This is a genomic window from Thermogemmatispora aurantia (assembly GCF_008974285.1).
In the GTDB taxonomy this organism is placed as follows: domain Bacteria; phylum Chloroflexota; class Ktedonobacteria; order Ktedonobacterales; family Ktedonobacteraceae; genus Thermogemmatispora; species Thermogemmatispora aurantia.
In genome coordinates, this window is the sequence record NZ_BKZV01000005.1 from 264,373 (window position 1) to 283,494 (window position 19,122).

General features: G+C 59.7%; 15 protein-coding genes and 1 tRNA gene. 8 read left to right on the plus strand and 8 right to left on the minus strand.

Annotation, left to right across the window (positions count from 1 at the left end; genetic code table 11):
* Window positions 1–555: 555 nt before the first annotated feature.
* Together KTAU_RS16065 and KTAU_RS16070 are read right to left on the minus strand one after the other, a co-directional pair.
* On the minus strand, window positions 556–1,950 hold the full coding sequence (locus tag KTAU_RS16065) for a S53 family peptidase (RefSeq protein ID WP_151729331.1): 1,395 nt from the start codon (window positions 1,948–1,950) through the stop codon (window positions 556–558).
* A gap of 384 nt (window positions 1,951–2,334) precedes the next feature.
* Window positions 2,335–3,738: a S53 family peptidase gene (locus tag KTAU_RS16070; RefSeq protein ID WP_170293352.1), complete on the minus strand. Its 1,404-nt coding sequence runs from the start codon at window positions 3,736–3,738 to the stop codon at window positions 2,335–2,337.
* A gap of 629 nt (window positions 3,739–4,367) precedes the next feature.
* Here KTAU_RS16070 and KTAU_RS16075 point away from each other — a divergent pair.
* Window positions 4,368–5,162 (plus strand): hypothetical protein, encoded by a 795-nt coding sequence (locus KTAU_RS16075; protein ID WP_151729333.1) that lies wholly within the window; start codon window positions 4,368–4,370, stop codon window positions 5,160–5,162.
* Window positions 5,163–5,301: 139 nt separating this feature from the next.
* On the opposite strand, the gene KTAU_RS16080 is transcribed toward KTAU_RS16075, so the two are convergent.
* Window positions 5,302–5,598, minus strand: coding sequence for a hypothetical protein (locus KTAU_RS16080; RefSeq protein WP_151729334.1), 297 nt, complete (start codon window positions 5,596–5,598; stop codon window positions 5,302–5,304).
* Window positions 5,599–6,089: 491 nt separating this feature from the next.
* Here KTAU_RS16080 and KTAU_RS16085 point away from each other — a divergent pair, with 491 nt between their 5' ends.
* The gene (locus KTAU_RS16085; protein ID WP_170293353.1) at window positions 6,090–6,893 is read left to right on the plus strand and encodes an RNA polymerase sigma factor; all 804 of its coding nucleotides are present in this window, start codon (window positions 6,090–6,092) and stop codon (window positions 6,891–6,893) included.
* Window positions 6,894–6,906: 13 nt separating this feature from the next.
* Window positions 6,907–7,581, plus strand: coding sequence for a helix-turn-helix domain-containing protein (locus tag KTAU_RS16090; protein ID WP_170293354.1), 675 nt, complete (start codon window positions 6,907–6,909; stop codon window positions 7,579–7,581).
* A 16-nt stretch (window positions 7,582–7,597) separates the two neighbouring features.
* Here KTAU_RS16090 and KTAU_RS16095 read toward each other — a convergent pair whose 3' ends face one another.
* A complete protein-coding gene (locus KTAU_RS16095; RefSeq protein ID WP_170293355.1) occupies window positions 7,598–8,380 on the minus strand; it encodes a class I SAM-dependent methyltransferase in 783 nt (260 codons plus the stop codon).
* Window positions 8,381–8,572: 192 nt separating this feature from the next.
* Between KTAU_RS16095 and ffh the strand changes: the two genes are divergently transcribed.
* Together ffh and KTAU_RS16105 are read left to right on the plus strand one after the other, a co-directional pair.
* Window positions 8,573–10,063 (plus strand): signal recognition particle protein, encoded by a 1,491-nt coding sequence (ffh, locus tag KTAU_RS16100; protein WP_151729532.1) that lies wholly within the window; start codon window positions 8,573–8,575, stop codon window positions 10,061–10,063.
* 5 nt (window positions 10,064–10,068) lie between these two features.
* A complete protein-coding gene (locus KTAU_RS16105; RefSeq protein WP_151729338.1) occupies window positions 10,069–11,775 on the plus strand; it encodes a L,D-transpeptidase in 1,707 nt (568 codons plus the stop codon).
* 147 nt (window positions 11,776–11,922) lie between these two features.
* Here the strand turns inward: KTAU_RS16105 and KTAU_RS16110 are convergent, their stop codons facing one another.
* The 4 genes from KTAU_RS16110 to KTAU_RS16125 form a co-directional block, all read right to left on the minus strand.
* Window positions 11,923–13,449 (minus strand): DUF3536 domain-containing protein, encoded by a 1,527-nt coding sequence (locus tag KTAU_RS16110; protein ID WP_151729339.1) that lies wholly within the window; start codon window positions 13,447–13,449, stop codon window positions 11,923–11,925.
* Window positions 13,450–13,710: 261 nt separating this feature from the next.
* The gene (locus KTAU_RS16115; RefSeq protein ID WP_069803347.1) at window positions 13,711–14,241 is read right to left on the minus strand and encodes an HNH endonuclease; all 531 of its coding nucleotides are present in this window, start codon (window positions 14,239–14,241) and stop codon (window positions 13,711–13,713) included.
* 459 nt (window positions 14,242–14,700) lie between these two features.
* Window positions 14,701–14,776: transfer RNA gene (locus KTAU_RS16120), tRNA-Pro, on the minus strand.
* Between the two features lie 302 nt (window positions 14,777–15,078).
* Window positions 15,079–15,453, minus strand: a complete 375-nt coding sequence (locus KTAU_RS16125) for a hypothetical protein (protein ID WP_151729340.1) — start codon at window positions 15,451–15,453, stop codon at window positions 15,079–15,081.
* Between the two features lie 358 nt (window positions 15,454–15,811).
* Here KTAU_RS16125 and KTAU_RS16130 point away from each other — a divergent pair, with 358 nt between their 5' ends.
* The 3 genes from KTAU_RS16130 (at window position 15,812) to sufD (ending at window position 19,022) form a co-directional block, all read left to right on the plus strand.
* Window positions 15,812–16,315: an RrF2 family transcriptional regulator gene (locus tag KTAU_RS16130; protein WP_353739828.1), complete on the plus strand. Its 504-nt coding sequence runs from the start codon at window positions 15,812–15,814 to the stop codon at window positions 16,313–16,315.
* A gap of 435 nt (window positions 16,316–16,750) precedes the next feature.
* The gene (gene sufC, locus KTAU_RS16135; protein WP_151729341.1) at window positions 16,751–17,566 is read left to right on the plus strand and encodes a Fe-S cluster assembly ATPase SufC; all 816 of its coding nucleotides are present in this window, start codon (window positions 16,751–16,753) and stop codon (window positions 17,564–17,566) included.
* Complete coding sequence (gene sufD / locus KTAU_RS16140; protein ID WP_151729342.1) at window positions 17,559–19,022, plus strand: Fe-S cluster assembly protein SufD; 1,464 nt, start codon at window positions 17,559–17,561, stop codon at window positions 19,020–19,022. Before sufC ends, sufD begins: the two co-directional genes overlap by 8 nt.
* Window positions 19,023–19,122: the final 100 nt, after the last annotated feature.

Genomic DNA, 19,122 nt, shown 5'->3' on the forward strand with positions numbered 1-19,122 from the left:
TGGCGTGGCGGGCGAAGAGAACAAGGCGGTAGTGCTCTGCGCTCAAGCCTCTCTTGCCGCCCGCCACCATAGGGGGAAGAGAGGCAAAGATAGGAGGATGCAAAGCTGGCCCAAGCCCCAGACCGGGAGCCGCTGGCTACAGCCTCAACCCTCTCCTGAGAAGCTCTACTACCTTGTACCAGCAGGCTCGTGCGCGACGCTGCAAGGAGTATGTCGGAGGAAGAAGGATGGTCCTGGGACAACTCCGTCTGGAGGCGCTGGGGCACCCTGTACCCCGTGGCCTCTCTGCATCCTAGAAAAGAGGATAGTTGTTAGTTTGTTCTCTGTCAAAATAATTCCGCTAAATGGAACTATTCGCTATTCTTATGGATAGCATAGAGAGGAGCTATATCTTTGTCATCTGATCAATAAGAAGAAGATCAGCTGAATTACCATTGAAAAGCAAGAGTAAATAAGAAAATGGTGCTGTTCCTGGCAGGCGTCAGGAACAGCACCAGCCTGGATCGATGCATCGCCGGGCCTATTGCTCGCCGGCTCTAGAAAAGGGGGAGTTCCTTAACGGAAGTGAGAAAGCAAGGGACGCATTGGGGCGGACGAAGGAGGTTGGATCAGCAAAGGAAGCAGCTTGGCCACCCGTGGCGTTCCCAGGCCGGTCACGGCGTCCCAGCCGGGGCTGGCGCTGTAGCCCTGGATGGCGACGGTGTTGCCCAGCCCATCCTGGCCGACAAAGGTATTATCGCCCGAGGTAATGTCGTGGAAAGCCTGCGTATAGAGATTCGAGCGTCCGATCGCATAGAGAGCGGGGTTCAGGTTGCCCAGGCGATGACCGGCCAGTTGATCGGCCAGAGCGGCGATCCCGGCCCACTGAGGCGAGCCGGCGCTTGTACCGCCGAAGCGGAAGACCAGATCCTCGCCCTCGCCTGATGAACTCCAGACCACCAGCACGCCGCTATCGATGCCGGCGTTGAAGGCCACGTCCGGCAGACCGCGGTAGCCGCCGATCTGGGCCACCCCATTCTGGTAATCGGGCCGCGAATAGATGGTACTAAAGCCCCCACCGCTGGCCGCCTGATACTGTGGCTCATCCCAGGCTTCCTCGCCCTGATAGCTTCCCTGCGTGCCGTTCGCCTCTAGCAGCGTCCCGCCAACTGCTGTGACCAGCGGATCGCTGGCCGGCGAAGAGACACTCAGGAAGTAGGAGTTGCCATCACAGGTATACTGAGCCGCGCCCTGATCGCCCGAGGCGGCAAAGAGCGTCATCCCTTGTGCCACCGCTTTGGCGAACAGCTCATGCTCCTGCTTGAGCAACTGGGGATCAACACAGCTCTCACCCTCGCCAAAGCTCTGTGAGATGATATCGCCCAGATTGTGCTCGACCGCGTAGCGCATCGCGCTCAACACGTCGATATCCTGGTTGGACTTGGCCAGCACTAGAGTGATGGCCGCATCCGGCGCGATGGCGTGCGCCCATTCTACATCAAGGCTGATCTCAGCAGCCCAGCCGACCTGGTTGCTGTCGAAGGCATTGAATGGCGGCAGGCCATCGGGTGCGACAATATTGAAGCTGGGCGGGTCTGGCAAACCGAAGAGCGTGTCGAAGGTGTGCAGGTCATGACGGATCGTCGGACTCTGGTAGGCATCGATGATCACGATGGTGTGCCCCTTCCCGGTGATCCCCTTGGCCAGGACAGGGGCAATCTCATAGGCGGCCTGAATCTGCTTCGGCCCGAAGCAGGTCGCCGGATTCGTCGTCTGGCATGGGAAGGTGCGGTCCTTGTTGACCGCGCCAGCGTAGATGTACTCGGGCCGATTGATCACGTAGTGCGGTTTGGCCGCTTGGACGATCTGATTGGCATAGAAGTGGATCAGTGTCCCTACCAGTAAGCCACACAGGACGATGGCGGTGGCTACCAGGTGCGGCAGCCAGCGCGTAATGGGGGTTCTCTCCATGAGAATTGTGACCTCCTTGTGAGCTAAACGGGACAATGTGCGCCGCGATCGATACCTTGCGGCACCCCATCGATCTTAGTGTAGGAGGATACAACCGCTTTTGAATAGATAAAATCAGTTAAAACATGGTTAAAGATAACGATAATCCAGTAAATGTTTGAGAGGTACAGAAATAGGAATATATAGATTAAAATGCTGAAAAAATAGAAGGAATGGGAGATAGGGGAGAGAAGCTAAGGCAGGGGGAAGGGGCGACTAGAGAAATAGACTGGGGAGAGAGAGGCCGGGCGACGCGGGTGAGGGCCGACCTTGCCTCTTCTCTTCCCAGCCTGACTTGCGGTCAGTCAAATCTCTGGTTTGCTAGCTGGTTAGCCAGAAGTTGTCTTACAGAGAGCGAGCGCGCGCCAAATCGCGGCCCGACGTACCGCAGCCGAAAGCCACCAGCAGCGGCAGAAGATGGGCCACGCGAGGCGTTCCCCAGCCGGTCACGGGGTCCCAGCCCTTAGAGGCGGAGTAGCCGTTAATCGTCACCGAGTTGCCATTGGCGTCGGTGCCCGTAAAGGTATTGTTCCCCGTCGTAATGTCGTGGAAAGCCTGCGCATAGAGCGGCGAATGACCGATCAGGTAGAAGGCGGGATTGAGGAAGCCAACGCGGTGATGGCCCAACTGATCGGCCAGGGCTGTAATGCCAGCCCACTGGGGTGAGCCAGCGCTCGTACCGCCAAAGCGGAAGACCAGGTCCTGGCCCAGGCCAGACGAACTCCACACGGCCAGCACGCCGCCGTCGACTGCAGCGTTGTAGGCCACATCGGGCACACCACGGTAGCGACCGATGCCGGCGGTGCCGAACTGGTAGAACGGCTTCGGATAGATGGTGCTGAAGCCGCCACCGCTGGCCGCTTCGTACTGTGGCTCATTCCAGGCCGTCTCACTCTGGTAGGCGCCAGTCTGGCCATCGGCGATCAGCTTCGTTCCTCCGACGCCCGTCACCAGCGGGTCACTGGCCGGGGAGCTAACGCTGAGGAAATAGGAATTGCCGTCGCAGGTATACTGAGCCGCCCCCTGGTCGCCCGAAGAAGCGAAGAGCGTAATACCCTTCAGCGTGGCCTCCAGGAACAGCTCGTGCTCCTGGCGCAGCAGCTTTGGATCGACGCAGCTCTCGCCCTCGCCAAAGCTCTGGGAGATCACATCGCCCAGATTATGGCGAATCGCATAGCGGGTCGCGCTGAGGATGTCTGTATCCTGATTGGACTTGGCCAGCACCAGCACGATGTGGGCATCAGGGGCGATGGCGTGGGCCCACTCTACATCAAGCGTAATCTCGCCCGCCCAGCTTACCTGGTTCGCATCGTTTGGATCGAAGGGAGTCAATCCGTCCGGTGCGACGATGGTGAAGGGTGGATCGGGCAGCCCGAAGATAGAGTCAAACGTCTGCAGGTCGTGGGTGATAGTGGGACTCTGGTAGGCGTCAATAATAACGATCGAGCGTCCTTTTCCTGTAATCCCTTTATTCAGGATCGGTGTGATCTCATATGCTTCGCGAATCTGCTTGGGGCCGTAGCAGTTGGGCGGCGTGGTCGTCTGACAGCGGAAGGTTGTATCGCTGCGAGCAACACCTACGTACTCGTACTGCGGACGCACCACGGCGAAGCCGTGCACGCCGCGAGTCGTCAGTGTCGCCGCGCTCGCTCCTCCGCTCAGGCCAAGACTGAGCACCAGCATAGCGCAGACCGCTACTGCGGTGATGAGCAGGCGCGAGAGCCGACGGACGAGAGCTAGATCGTTCATCAATGTCTGACCCCCTTTTTCAAAACATAGTGCCTTAAGACAGTAGAGAAAACTCGTGCCTGGTGCGGATAGAGGGGAATAGGAATGGCACCCGCTTATAGTATACATGGTCTTCCTGCTTTTTTTAAAGAGGAACAGGTTGATAGAAAGTAAAGATCTAGCTTAAGAAATCTAAACATATGGCGTTTCTTTGTCTGCTCGCTTGCTTATGCGTGGAATCATCGTTAGCGGCAGACCGGCCCTCCTTCGCGCTCTCCTCTTGCTGTAAAGCCGCTCTCGAAGAGAAAGGCTCGCCACCACGGTGACTGCGTCACTTTCCTGCCAGGCCGCTCGTATACTGAAAAAGGAAGAGGAAAAGAAGAGCAGCAGGCGGGTGGGTGGTCAGCTGCCTCACCCAGATGAGGAAGGAGAGATGTGCTATGACAGGCTCACTGGAAAAACCGTGGCTTCGGGAGTCGCGACCTGGCGAGGAAGGTGCGGACGGGCTGAGGCCGCGCAACCTCGCCGCCGCCGGAGAGGGAGAGACACCTACGGAGAAGAAAGAGAGGGTAGAGGAAGAGGTGCTATCGCGGACAGCCTTGACAGCTGCTAAGGTTCATAGACAGCGGCCACAGGTGGACGCTGCTGAGATGGAGGCGGTTGAAACTGTCGCTGCAGCTGAAGCCACGCAGGAGCGTCAGGCCGTTGCTGTTCCACGGCAGGGGCAGGAGGCACTGGTGGTAGCATCGCTGGGCGCTACAACAGCTGATCACAGTGAAGATACTCTTCCGTTAGAGCGCCCTGCCCAGGGCAGCGCAGGGCCGCAGGCTGCTTTCCATAGCGCGCCGACGCTACCAGTACTACCACAGGAGCCGCCCTATACCGCTCGGCAGTCCCAGCGCTGGCCCCAAGGCCGCCAGGGCCAACCCTGGCCAGGACCGCGCCAGCGAGCCGCTCAAGGAAGGGCGGGCGGCCCCTCTTTCAAGAAACTCTGGATAGGAACGCTCATCGCCTCTTTGCTTTTGCTCCTGGTAAGCGTCAGTCTCCTGGTCTATCTTTTAGGGGTATTGGCGGCACGTGAGGGTCTCTCTCCGGCCTCGCTTCTCCCGGCGACTGCCAGCGGCAAGCTGACGGGGGCGCAGCGTGGACAGGGTAGCACGGCCATCGAGCTGGCCCTCTTTCCCCAGAGCTTCAGCCCAGCCAACTGTCTTCCCGATAACGGTTATCGCTGTACAGCAACACTCATGGCTAGCGGGCCGGCGGGCAGTGTGCGCTGGCAAGCCTGGTCCCAGGGTGTAGCCGCCCGCTTCAGCCCCGCCAATGGCAGCATTGAGCCAGGGCAACAGCAACAAGTGATCATTTATCTCCCTGCAACCTGTCCGGCCTCGGGAAAACTCATCTTCTCCTGGACTAACCGGCAGCTGAGCGTGCCCTGGCACTGCTGAAACGCCGCCGCGAGCAGGCTACCTGCTCATTGCGGCGTGTGGAATTTGTTTGGCCCCGCCGCGCCAGTTTCGTTCCTGCCCAGCCTGGCCCTGAGTCCGGCAGGCTCCAGACCGGACCAGACTGAGGCTGGCCCCCCACTCAGCGGGGAAGATCGGGGCGTGACTTGCGCAGCCGGAGCCAGCCCTTCTCTTTAGGCAGCTCTTCCTGGCTGTTCTGTCCCTGGGCCCTCAGCCCCATCTGCTCCAGGAAGCGAATCCCCGTTTCACTCCACGTGACGCCAGCGGCCAGCTCAATGACCTGGTCGCTGCGCACAGGAACCGGACGATAGCCCGGGGGCGGCTCCGTGGCCTGTGGCCCGGGGCGCGACGTTGGCCACTGTGGATACTTCGGTGCGACGGTCGGTACTTGTGACGGCGTTACCTTTTCCAGCTCCATCTCTATTGACCACCTTCTTTCTCTTGGCTCACGGTCTCAAAAAGCGTAGCAGCGTAGGAAGATATAATGAGCGGAGTGCGCTCTCTACGCTGAAGATCAGTCCTCACTACAGCTGAAAACCTGTATTAAGGAAGAGGAAACAGGTCATCCAGCTAGATGATAACGCAAAGCGGGCGCCTAGTCCATAGCGTTGTCGCGCTGTCTTGCTCAGCTATTTAGCTACTAGGAGTGAGTAGACCAGGTCGCCCCGGCTGGCGAAGGTAGCAAGGCTGTCAGCTTGCTTAAGGAGGATCTTTCTGCTATGCTGCCGGGCAAAGACAGAGGGACGGGACCATTTGTCACTGAGTGAAGGCGCAGGCCAGGCTGGCTTTTCCGTTTTGGCCAGCCGCAGCAAGAAAGAGATAATAGCGAGTCACCCTTAAGGAAACGCGCTTACTGCCATGCCTGGGGAAACCGGATCAGCTGAAACAAGACAAGGGGAGAGCATAGGCATGATCAACCTGCAGGACCCCGCGCTCAGGGAGCAACTACGGCGCAAGACCCCGGAAGGCCGCTATCTGGTTAGCGAGGCCGAGCTGGTGCTGGCGATCCGTGCTTGTGATGCACAGGGAGACAGCGAGCGTGTCCAGCTCATCGGCGAGGTGCTGGTCGAGCGCTGCGCGCCAGAATTTCAGCGGCGCACTCAGGGCTTACGTCATCGACCCGATCTGCGCGAGGAAGCGATTGCCAACATGTTCGAGCATCTTCTGCGCGAGGCTCTCAATCCGCAGGAGGTGTTCATGACCCAAAACTTCCCCCACTATTTGCGCTGTCTCTGCGCGGATGAGTTCATGCGCGTCCTGCGTCAGGAGGGGTTGCGCTACCGACGTGACAGCGAGGGGCGCCCAGCGGGGCAGCCGCAGCACATCCCGCGATCTTTAATGGAATCGCTCCAGACTGGCTTCTCCGAGGAAGAAGGATCGCCCGGCGCCGACGTGGCTGATCCCCAGGATGCCTATGAGCGTCTGCACGCTCTTGAAGAGAGCAGGCGCATTCTAACCTATCTCTCGGACCCACTCGATCGCAAGATTATGGTGCTGCGCGTCTTCCAGGGGTTGAAGTGGGACGATATCGCGCAGCTTTGTCAGCGGACCGAGCGCACAGTGCGTCTACGCTATGAAAAGGCCCGGGCTTATCTGCGCGCCTGCCTTGATCGCGAGCGAGAGGAGTCGGAAGCCGCGCAGATGCGTCAGCAGCATCAGCGACAACCAGCCCAGCATGTGCCCACCACTCATGGGCAAAACCAGCAAAGGTGAGGAGGCGTCAATCATGGCAAGCATCGACAGCCAGACAATCCAGCAGCTGAAGATGGCCTGGCTGGCCGCCGAGGAACGCGGCGATAAGCAGGCTCAAATGGCACTCTTGCGCGCGCATCCAGAAGCTCAGGAGGCTCTCATCGACTTTATCGCCGCCTACCACGCTACGGCGCTAGAACAGGAACATGGCGCGCTCGCCTCGCCTCAAGAAATCCAGCTGCTGCCCCTGACGGAACGCGCTCGTCAGCGAGCACTGGCGCGCGTCTTCGGCCTCAGCCAAAGCAGTGATGCCAGTGCTCAGGCCCGGCCCGAAGCCTCGGCGGCCTCGCTTGCTACCGTTAAGACGCTGCGTGAGCTGCGCCAGCGACGTCGGCTCAGTCTGACTGAGGCGGCGCGTGGCCTGCGCCTGGGCGTCGATGTCTGGAAAAAGTTCGAAGAGGGTCTGATCGATCTACTCAGTCTCAGCGCACGCCAGCTTGAGCGGCTGGCCAGCTTCTTTGACATTAGTCCGCAAGAGTTCGCCGAACTGCTGCGCCATAGTCAGCCAACTCTCGCCCTCAATCGCCGGCAGACTGGCGAGGCGGCTCGGCGACAACGTCAGGAGACACCCGTCAGACAAAGCTTTGCCGAGGCTATTGCCCGCAGCGATATGAGCGAGCAGGAGAAGCGCGCCTGGTTAGAGGAGTGACCTCGGCGCCTTGCTCTCAGCCTGTCCTCTTACTTCCCTGACTTGCTCGCCAGCGAGACTCTGAGCGGAGCGGGCTGCCTTGCTGCGGGGCAGGCAGGCGCACCGCATAGCCGAGGTAATGAAGCCTCGTGAGGCGGCATAGGCTCCAGAGGATGCCGCCGTTGGTGGGGCCGCCGGAGGGCAAGCTACCGATCTCTGCTGGTTGTAGGCCGTAGGCGGTCAGCAGGAAAGCCAGCTCGCGAGGACGAATGAGGCTCCGAGGACGGGCAGCGCCCTCCAATCCGAAGGCCAGTGGCAGACGCTCCCCCAGCCAGCTCAACAGCAGGCGAGACGGCCAGCTGCCATTGAGGGCCTCAAAGACCAGCAGGCCGCCTGGCGCCAGCACGCGTGCCATCTCGGCAATAGCCGCCCGCAGATCCCTGACCTGCGCCAACTCCTGCAAACAGACTACCATTGAGAAAGAGCCGCTGGCGAAGGGCAGGGCCTCAGCCTGCCCACATAGATAGGCGATCACGTGGCCCAGGACTCTCTCCCGCGCATGGCGCTGCGCCTGCTCCAGAACCAGTGGTGAATCGTCAAGGCCCAGGATGATGGCCCCACGCCGCGCCAGCTCCTCACAGAGCTGGCCTTGACCACAGCCCACAATCAGGATCTCCTCTTGTCCCAGAGCTGGGCCCCCATAAAGGCGCGCCACAACCGCCTCCACATAATCACAGCGCGCCATTGTCAGCTGCGCTTGCCACTGAGAAGAGTGAACATTGGCAAAAATCCTTTTTTGCCAGCGTTTTATCATAAGCATACCAGTCCTCTCTCTAATGAGACCATAAGCGATGCTCATCGATTATATAGTAATAGGAATGGTCGCTTTTCGTCGGAGAGTTATACAGAAAAGGGAGTATCCTTACAACGAGTGCAAACAGAGCCGGGAAAGATGGTATAATAGGGCGACTGATTACGCGATTGGTGGAGAGAGGAACCTGTTCCTATGGCTATGTTTGAAAGTCTCTCAAAGCGCCTTGAAGGTATCTTCAGCGGGCTGAGTGGCAAGGGGAAACTGACCGAGGCCGACGTCAACGAGGCCATGCGTGAGGTGCGCCTGGCCCTGCTGGAAGCGGATGTCAACCTGCGCGTTGTGCGCCAGTTTGTCGAGCGCGTGCGGGCCAAAGCCATTGGAGCCGAGGTCTTGGGGAGCTTCTCGCCGGCTCAGCAAGTGCTGCAGATCGTGCATGAAGAACTCATAGACATGCTGGGTGGCGAAGGGAGTCAGAACCGGCTGGACCTGGGAGGCCCGCCACCCAATGTCATCATGCTGGTTGGGTTGCAAGGCTCAGGCAAGACTACCACTGCGGCGAAGCTGGCCAACTATCTGCGCAAGGAGGGCCAGCGTCCGCTACTCGTGGCCGCCGACATGTATCGGCCAGCGGCTGTGCGCCAGCTCCAGACGCTGGGCAAGCAGCTCTCGATTCCTGTTTACGCTGAGCCGATGGGAGCCAACCCAGTCGACATCTGCGTCCATGCTGTTGACTACGCTCGCGAGCAGGCTGCCTCTGTCGTTATTCTGGATACTGCCGGGCGTCTCAACATAGACGAGCAAATGATGCAGGAGGTCATCGCCATTCGCAAGCGCGTGCAGCCGCGCGAGGTGCTCCTCGTCGCCGACGCTATGACTGGTCAGGAGGCGGTACGCGTGGCCAGCGACTTCAACCAGGCCGTGGCTCTAACGGGGATGATTCTGACCAAGATGGATGGCGATGCTCGTGGTGGCGCAGCGCTCTCGATCCGGGCGGTCACGGGAGTGCCTGTGAAGTTCCTGGGCGTCGGAGAAAAGACGGATGCTCTGGAGCCGTTTTATCCCGACCGTTTGGCCTCGCGTATACTGGGAATGGGCGATGTCCTGACCCTCATCGAGCGGGCGCAGGAAGCCATTGATCAGCAGGAGGCGCTCCAGACGCAGGCCCGCCTGCAGCAGGGGCAGTTTGATCTGGAGGACTTCCTCAAGGCGATGCGCCAGCTCAAGCGCATGGGGCCGCTGCGCTCCATTCTGGAGATGTTACCTGGCTTTAACAAGCTGGCCGCCCTGCCCGAGATGGATGAGGCCTTGGAGGGCGATCCTCTGAAGCATATCGAGGCGATCATTCTCTCGATGACTCCCGAAGAGAGGCACAATCCAGATATTATTAATGGCAGCCGACGCCGGCGCATTGCACGCGGCAGCGGCACCAGCGTGCAGGAGATCAATCAGCTCCTCACCCAGTTCAATGAGACGCGCGCCATGCTGCGCCAACTCGCCAGCGGCAAAGGTCCCTGGGCCCGCTTGCTGCGCCAGTACGCCAGCGATGGTGGCGGCCTGGCGACTGGCCTGCCCGGTATGCCAGCCGCTCCGAGCCTGCCTCAGTTGAACAGCGGAGAGCCTAAGAAGACCGGCAAGGCTGCCCGTAAAGAACGAAAAAAGCAAAAGGCCAAGCAGAAAAAGAGGAGGTAATCCCCATGCCGGCCAGACCTCAGCCCCGCGCTCGCCCGCCCGCGCCTGCTGCGCTGCTCTTGCTGAGTCTGATGCTGCTCTTACTGCTCATGAGCGCCTGCGGCGGCGATTCCCAGGCCCGCCAGCAGGCCAGCCAGAGCAAAGATCAGCTCGATCAGCTGCTGCGCTACGCGCTCTCTATTGGTGTGCCTGCTACGCTACTGCAACCGATTCAAAAGCAGGAGACGACTCTCAGCAGTGGCTCCCCTCCGTTTTCCCCATTCGACGATCGGCCAGTCACCACCTACTATACTCATTTGACCAATCAATACAAGCATTTGCAAGAACAAACTAAACAAGTCATTAATACGACTACTGAGCAATTTCAGGCGCGGGTCCAGCAGGATATGCAGAATTTTCAAGATGCTTTGACGGCGCGCCGCGTCGATGGTTTTGGCAACCTGCAATTTTTTACGCAGCAATATCAACGTGATCAGAATCTGATGGCAACTGCGCGCTATCCGCGGGATTATGCTGCTATCAGTAATGAGGCCCAGACCAACACCCAGGCTTTAGATCTGATGAAAGCGACGCATGATCGTCTGACGGCCTTGCAGAGTACGATCAAGCAGCTCCAGAAGGCTAACATTGATGTAACGGCCATGCAGGCCCAATATCAAGATGATGTGCAGACCTTCAACCAGGCCGTCAAGCCCACGGATTTTCAGCATTTGCAGAACCTGATTAATGCCCAATACGAGCTAGCGGTGGTCAATTCTATTCAGGCCGTACCCTATGTTGGCAGCGCCAAGCTGAATATGTTTAAGGCTCAGCTCGACGATCTGAAGAAGTATGGCGTTGATGCCAGTAGCTATCAGCAGCGCTACAATGCTGACAAGGCGGCAATGGAGAAGGCCACGACCCTGGAGCAGTATCTGGCGGTCTCGCGTCAGATCGATGCCGACATGGCCGCCATGTATCCCGATCTCGTCCGCGGAGAAGCCTACTGGCTGGTGAATGAGATCGATCGCCAGGCTCGTAGCTGGGGCCAAGCCAATCTCTATCATGATAAATTTGATGGGAACAATTACATCCTCGATGCTGGCTATACCCTTGACGGTATTGGTTACTGGCTCAATCGAGAGCTGAGCTGGACCTATACCACGGAGGACTACCAGGCGGTAGTCGATGAGGAGCAGAACGAGCTATTCAATCTCCATATGATGGAGCAGAACTACAACGACCACACGCCATATAACAAGGTCCACCAGACCGACCTGCAAATCCTCGATCACTATCACTTGCGCAGTTCTCAGGTACTGATGGTCTCCTTCACCGAGCAGGCCATGCGCGTCTACGATCACGGTAAGCTGGTCAACGCCTTCCAGGTCACCACAGGTCGGGTCGAGCGTCCGGCCCTGCCCGGCGTCTGGCCGACGCAGAACCGTGAATCGCCGACGGAATTCAAGTCGAGCGATCCTCCGGGTTCCCCCTACTACTATCCTCCCACCCACATCAACTATGCCATCCTCTATCACTGGGGTGGGTTCTTCGTCCATGATGCCTGGTGGCGTGTCAACTTTGGGCCTGGCACTCAGTTCCCCCACTATGACAGTGGAGGCGACGAGAGCTTTGCAGGAAACGGCAGCCACGGCTGTGTAAACGTTCAGGAGGATCAGATGGCCTGGCTCTATGGCCACACTGACTGGAACACCGTGATCGTGATCTACTGAGCACCTGACCGTAATGGTTGCCGCGACAAGCGCACGGGCGCTGCTCCCTCACACAGAGCAGCGCCCGCTTTGTGGGAGAGGAGGGCTGGCGCCTGGCCGGGCGGGGCGGAGAGCGTGATCGGCTGAGGAAGGTGGCAGGCCGGGCAGTCAGGCCACATCCTCGCCTTTGCTGTTCGGTACCAGCTCCTGGGGAGTGGACAAGGGAGGCAGCAGATCGGCAGGCACCCGTGGCAGGTGCAGGTAGAGATCTGCCCCACTCAGGGGACGACGCCAACTGCGGGCCGCACGCAGGTCCTGCAGAAAATCCCGTTGTAGATCAACGCCCAGGGCCTGCCAGAAGAGGCTGATGGCGCGTCGGGCGAAGGCCAGGGCGTTGCGCGGCTCAATACGGTCCAGGTCCTCGAAGAAAAAGGCGCAGCTGGTGAAACTGCACAGCAGGTAGTACTCGGCCTCCAACAGCAACAGGGCACGCCGACGTTTCTCAGCGAGGGCGGCTTTCCCCGTGAAACCAACGGGTCTGGCGAACTCCTCCCAGAAGCTTTCAGGCGAGCGCCAGCCATTGCGCAGAGCCAGATAGCCATTGCGGGCCGCCCAGGGGTCGCATAGCACCTCTGCTGCGAAGCGTTCAAAGAGTTGATCGCCGCGGGCAGCTAGACGGTTCAGGGCCTGGCGCAAGGCCCCTTTCCAGTCGCTGCGTCCTTCGGTACAGGCGCAGCCGCGGGCCCAGCGATCGATGCCATGAAAGCAGCTCCAGGATGTTGGCGTGCGTAGCGTCACCTCACGACGCGGTGGATGCAAGCGCAGATAGCGCTCCAGGGTACAGAGCTGGAAACCTGCCGCCTCAGCGCTATAGCGCACCAGGCGCGTCAGGAACTTATCGCGCCAGATCCAATGGTGGCCGTACAGCTCGCCGTCGGTGGCGATCACAATCAGCTGCGGCTCACCTCGCTCCAATTTTTCCGGCACCAGATGAGAGGGCAAGATCGTCGAAGCAAAGTGGTCGGCGTTCACCGTCACGTTGCCGTCGAATGAGACTGCTCCTGAGAGCGGAGCATGGTAGAAGAAGACCGTCATGCTGCGATTGGCGGGCAGGCGCACCAGATACGGCTCCGTCACATCCACCGGGGTGGCGGCTTGCCAGGGAGCCAGCACTGTAAAGGTGACGCCACAGCGCGCCAGCAGATCGAGCGTCTCCATATCCACCGCCGTCTCCGGCAGCCACATCCCTACAGCCTCGCGACCGTAGCGCTGGCGGAAATCCTGCAGGCCCCAGACGATCTGCGTATACTTATCGCGGCTATTGGCCAGGGGGAGGATCACATGATGGTAGGGATGAGCCAGGGCGTTGCCGCTGCCGTAGCGCAGGCGGTGTTGCCGGTCAGCCTCAATGATGGTCTGATGAACGCCAGGATAATGATCGGCCAGCCAGGAGGCCAGCGTTGGCCCCAGATCATAGCTGATCAGCTCGAAATTGCCGGCCTCGGCATTGGGGCGGTAACATTCCGCCGTAATCTTCTCATTGAAATTGGCAAAGGGAGCGGCTTCGGCCTCGGCGGGAATAGCGCCAGTGAAAGGGTCCTCGCGCGGGGGCTGGTAGAAGTGCCCGTGGAGGCAGAGGAAGAGAGGCGCAGCGCCGGGCGTTGCAGTCTCGCTCACCGCTTGCTGTTCAAGCATAGACAAATGAACCTTCTCACCTGCTCACAGAGTTAGCTGCTGCGCAACCAACCCCGGCCTCTACCTGCGGCGCTTCTCTCTGCGCACAACTCAGCCAACCTGTGGCATATAAGATATACGCACGCAGAGAGAAGCGCGTTCCACTCAGCGTATCGCAGCAGCCGTAACCCAGCTGACCCTGGCCCAGCTATAGCTGTCGCTGGCTAGCGTGTCTGTCGTCGCGCAGGGTCGGTGGCCCGGTGGCCCGGTAGCTTGCCCGGCTCAGGCCGAGCGCGACTGCGTACTCATCAAGAACTCCTCGTAAGCCTGACGGAGCTTCGGGTAACGCAGCAGAAAGACGCCGGCGTACTCCTGCGTTAGCGGACGAGGCTGGCGGATCAGACGCATATTGGCCTCTTTAAGGAGGCGATTGCCCTTCTTGCTATTGCAGGCTTTGCAGGAAGTCACCAGGTTTTCCCAGGTGCTCTTGCCGCCACGCGAGCGCGGGATCACATGGTCGAGCGTTAGCTCGCGGGTCCGCTTGCCGCAGTACTGACAGGTTTCCTCGTCGCGCAGGAAGATATTGGCGCGCGTGGGCTGGAGGGCGACGCGCGGAACACGGACGTTGGCGAGCAATTGCACGATCACGGGCCGCTCGTGGTCGAGGCGGCGGGCCTGAATATTCTCCTCAATAGCCTTGCGAACCTCGTCGTCCAGGAAAGTCACCTTTTTCTTCGACAGCAGGACGACCAGACGACGCTCTGAGATGACCGAGAGAGGCTGAAAGGAAGAGTTCAGAACTAAGACAGGCATGAATGGCTTTCCTTCCTCTCTGTCAGAGCTGAACCACCGGGCAGACAGCGAGGAGGAAGCCGAACTGGGGCTAGAGGAGGAGAGAGGCCGGGGCCTCACCTCTCGTCAGCTTCTCATCGCCGCCTGCGTTGCTCACCGATTGGCCAGGGAGACGGGCGTTGACATTGCACGATCAGGCAGGGGTTGGACAGACCACCGATCTGAGCGCTGAGGAGCTGGTGAACCGCCAGTGAGCTGCTGAGAAGTGGATAGAGGGTGTGAGAAGCCGAGACTCTATCCATCATACCTTCTACTTTGCTCAAGCGGTGCTGCACCGTAATCCAATGCTCCCTGCTCCAGCGGATCGGACCGGTAGTCGAGCCTGACCTAACCTCAGCCGACCGTCAAGCTAGCCGGCTGGTGGGCCGGCCAGGTAACAAACCAACGAGAGATGAGCTCCAGGAAGAGAAAGTGCCAACTTGGTCGGGGTGAGAGGACTCGAACCTCCGACCTCAGCGTCCCGAACGCTGCGCGCTAGCCACTGCGCTACACCCCGCTAAACCGACTCGTGCAAGTTCTTCGCCGGTCTCGCTCGTTTGCCCTGCTCAGTTATTCCCCTTCTGTGCAATCGATGAGGCGAAACGAACATCCTACGAGAACATCACCAGCTCAGGCTGAGCTGGTGGTGAGGCTGGGCGAAAACGTTGCGTTGCAGGCAGTCGCTACGCCTGTGGCTCTTGACGAGCGGCCTGCGGGCGCAGGCGTTCTCGCATGCCTCTTGTCGTTGCATAGTATAGCACAGGCGGTCTTGGCTTGGCAATAGGGTAGACGAGAGAAAAGGGAGAGGTTGCTGAGCTGTTAGCCGGGTGCGGCCTCACTGGAAGGGTCGCTGGCTGTCTCTGGCGTGCTCTCGCCAGACGCGGGAGCCGTGACCGCTGCTTCAGGCGGCTGAAGCTGGGCTTTCTCCTCGGCCTCCTCTATCAGGCTCCCGTCGGGTCGCTCATAGATGGTCCCCTTGAGGGAGGAATAGCCGATGGTAAAGCCGCCGGGTACGTGGCGCAGCCGCTCCCAATAGACCGGGAAGTCGGCACGGCGGATGAACTCCTCGATCTGACGGCGCACGTCGTTCTCGTCGATGGCATAAAATTGCTGGAGGTAAAGGGCGGAGTCGCCCCGGTTGTATTCAAAGAGCCAGAGGCTCTTCTTAATGAGCTTCCCTTCTTCTTCCATCATCTAGCTCCTTGCTGTTCACTGTCTACTCCCCTTGCTGTGGAGTCCTCTCAGTCGCATTACAGCTCTCCCTCTATAGTAGCCGTTTTTCGCTCTTCTTTGAAGATAGGATTGATATCATGCCAATGGAATGATCGGTCGGTCTCGGCGGCCAGTTCTGGTGGCTTCCAGGCTGGTCGTAGCGTGTATCACTATGGCGGAGCAGCCTGGCGGCGGCGAGCCGCCACAGAGCGAGGTTGACGCTCTCCCGCCGGAAGTGCTAGAATATATCCTAGTGAGCAGGTCGGATTAAGAGTAACCTGCGTAGGAGCGATGAAAGCGAGGAATCAGCATTCCCCACGGGGCGAGAAAGGAGCGAGCCATGATTTTGAGAGTCTCCACAAAAGGCGAGTATGGTGTACGCCTCATGGTTGATCTGGCTCGCCACTACTACAGCTCGCGCCCGCGGTCATTGACCGATATTGCACAGGCCGAGCAGTTGTCTCTAGCGTACCTGGAGCAGCTGGTGAAGCTTCTACGCGAGGCTGAGCCGCCGCTGGTGGCCAGCACACGAGGGGCGCACGGCGGTTATCGGCTGAGCCGCCCGCCGGAGGAGATCACGATGGGGGAGATTGTGCGAGTCCTGGAGGGGCCGATTGCACCCATGATCTGTGCGACGGAGGGGGAGATGACGCAGATCTGCAGTCTGCTTGACTCCTGCAAGACCAAGTTCCTCTGGGCCAGGGTACGCGATGCTGTTGCTCAGACGCTGGATTCGATCACTCTCGCCGATCTGGTGGGCGCCTCCGAGCAGGAGACGCAGAACGCTCCAACGCACTTTATCTCCATCTCGGACATCCGTGTGGCTCCGTCTTCGGCGCTGTGAGCTGGACTGAGCTGAGCCGAGACGGCTGGGGCCGGTGGGCCGGGGAGAGGCCGGTGGGGCCTGCCGATGGGGCGAGGGATGGTTGGGTTGGCGTTGGTTGGCTAAAGTAGTCGCAAAATGACCGCGAGGAGAGCTGAAGACTCGGCTCGATTCAAGGGCCGCGGCAGACTCCCGGTTTTAGGTATAGTGACATAGACAGGCAGACAGACTGACAGGCTGATGAGCGAACAGCTCTTTGCTTTCCTGCTCAGCTCGGTATAGCACCCAGGCAGCCAGCCTGTCAACGACCTAACTAACCAGCTCGCTCCGCCTCTGTTTGCGGCTCTGTTCCGGTCCTGCCTGTGCAAGGCCGCAGAGGACGGGAAGCGATGGCTGTCAGGCTGAGGTAGTGTGTAATCGTATCTCAAGCTCTTCCAAGGAGGATGGTTTTCGCTAATGGCTTCAGAATTGGTCATTAAGAATCTTCACGCCAGCATCGAGGGCAAACCCATTTTGCGTGGCGTCGACCTGGTGGTGCGTCAGGGCGAGGTTCATGCCCTGATGGGTCCCAATGGCTCCGGCAAGAGTACGCTCGCTAACGTCATTATGGGCAACCCCAAGTACGAGGTCACCGACGGCGAAATCTGGTTTAAGGGGGAGAATATTCTCGAATATTCGCCGGATCGTCGTGCTCGCATGGGCCTCTTCCTGGCGTTCCAATATCCGATGGCAATCCCAGGAGTGAGTGTGGCCAACTTCCTGCGCCGCGCGCTGGAGGCTGTACGCGAGGGACCCCGGCCCATTGGTGAGGAGAACCCCAGCGGCAGACCTGCCCCGCGCAAGACGATCCCTCCCTCTGAGTTCCGCAATCTGCTGCGCGAAAAGATGAAGCTGCTGAAGGTCGATAACAGCTTCATTAACCGCTCGATCAACGATGGCTTCTCCGGCGGCGAGAAGAAGCGTGCAGAGATCCTGCAGATGGCCTTGCTGGAGCCGGAGATCGCCATGATGGATGAGACCGACTCGGGCCTCGATATCGACGCCCTTAAGATCGTCTCCGATAGCGTCAATGCCCTCCGCGGTCCTAAACTGGGCCTGCTGGTGATTACGCACTATCAGCGCATCCTCAATTACATTGTACCTGACTTTGTGCATGTAATGTTCGACGGTCGTATTGTGCGCTCCGGCGGCAAAGAGCTGGCCCTGGAGCTGGAGGAGAGGGGTTACGAGTGGCTCCGTCCCGAGGGGAGCGAGGTGGCTGTCAATGACTGAGGCTCTGGCTACAACCGGCTTTTCTCGTGAGGCGGTGATCGCACTCTCGCGTCGCAAGGGTGAGCCTGAGTGGATGCTGCAGAAGCGGCTGGAGGCCTGGGAGATCTATGAGCAGACGCCGGCTCCTCTGGGACGGCGCGGCGACCTTGGAACGCTGCAGCGGCTGGCGCGCTTCCATTTCCAGGAGCTGCGTCCCTATCTGCCTGCCGATGGCGATGGGGCGCTACCGGCTTCCATCGAGGAAGGGCTGCGCGATGCTCTTGTCGGCGCTGCTGAGCGCTCGGGCCTGGTGCTGCAGCGCAACAGCTCGGTGGTACGTGTCGAGCTGTCTGAGGAGCTGAAGAGCCGCGGCGTGATTCTCACCGACCTTGATACGGCGGTGCGCGAGCACGGCGATCTGGTGCAGCGCTACTTTATGACCCAGGCTGTGCCCTTGGCCACCGATAAGTATACGGCTCTCCACGCGGCCTTCTGGAGTGGTGGCATCTTTCTCTACATTCCCAGTGGCGTGGAGATCGAGGAGCCGATCCTGGCTCAGATCTGGCTCGATGCCCCGGCGGCGGCGGCCTTCGCCCACACCTTGATTATCGCTGATGAGCTGAGCAGCGCTCGCTATGTGGAGGAATATGCCTCGGCTTTCGAGGGCGAGCAGCCTTCCCTGCTAAGCGCGGTGGTCGAGGTCTTTACGAAGAATGGGGCCCGCATCGAGTACACCAGCCTCCAGGACCTGGGGCGCAATGTCTGGAGCGTGATGCATAAGAATTCGATCCACGAGGCCGATAGCAGCGTCTCGTGGGTAATGGCCGATCTGGGCAGCCGCCTGACGTTCTCCAATATCGGCTCGAATCTGATCGGTAATGGCAGCGCCACCGAGCTGGTGGGTGTCTTCTTCAGCGACCAGGATCAGCGCTTTGTCATTAAGAGCCTCTCGAATCACGTGGGCCTGTCGACGAACGCTGAGACCCTGGTGCATGGAGCGCTGGCCGATGAGTCGCGTGTGGAGTTCGATGGGATGATCCGCGTGCAGCCAGGAGCTCAGCAGACGGCTTCCTTCTTGTCGGAGCATAATCTGCTGTTGAGCAAGCATTGCCGTGCGGAGGCCATTCCTGGTCTGGAGATCGGCGCCAACGAGGTGAGCGCCAGCCACGGCGCAACGACCGGCCAGGTTGATGAGGAGCAGCTCTTCTACTTGATGGCTCGGGGCCTTCCCAAGGACGAGGCCGAGCGGATCATTGTCCAGGGCTTCTTTGAGCCGGTCCTGCAGCGTATTACGCTCGATAGTCTGCGCTCGCGCCTGCGCCGTAATATTGTGCGCCGCATGCGGGGCGGCCATGAGTCGGAAGCCGACTGGATCGAGGCTCAAGAGCGCTGGGAGATCGAAGGCGTCGATGAGGGCGCGGTGAGCTTTGATCGTCCTTCGTCGGAAGAGGAGGAGATCCGTCTGCTGCCAGAATAGGCCCGGGGAGTGGTGCCCACTGCCCCCGTCTGGCCAGGGGCGGAGGATGCGAGCCTTGCTCGCTGCTCCTCCTCTCTTTCTTTGCTTTCTGACTGGCTGT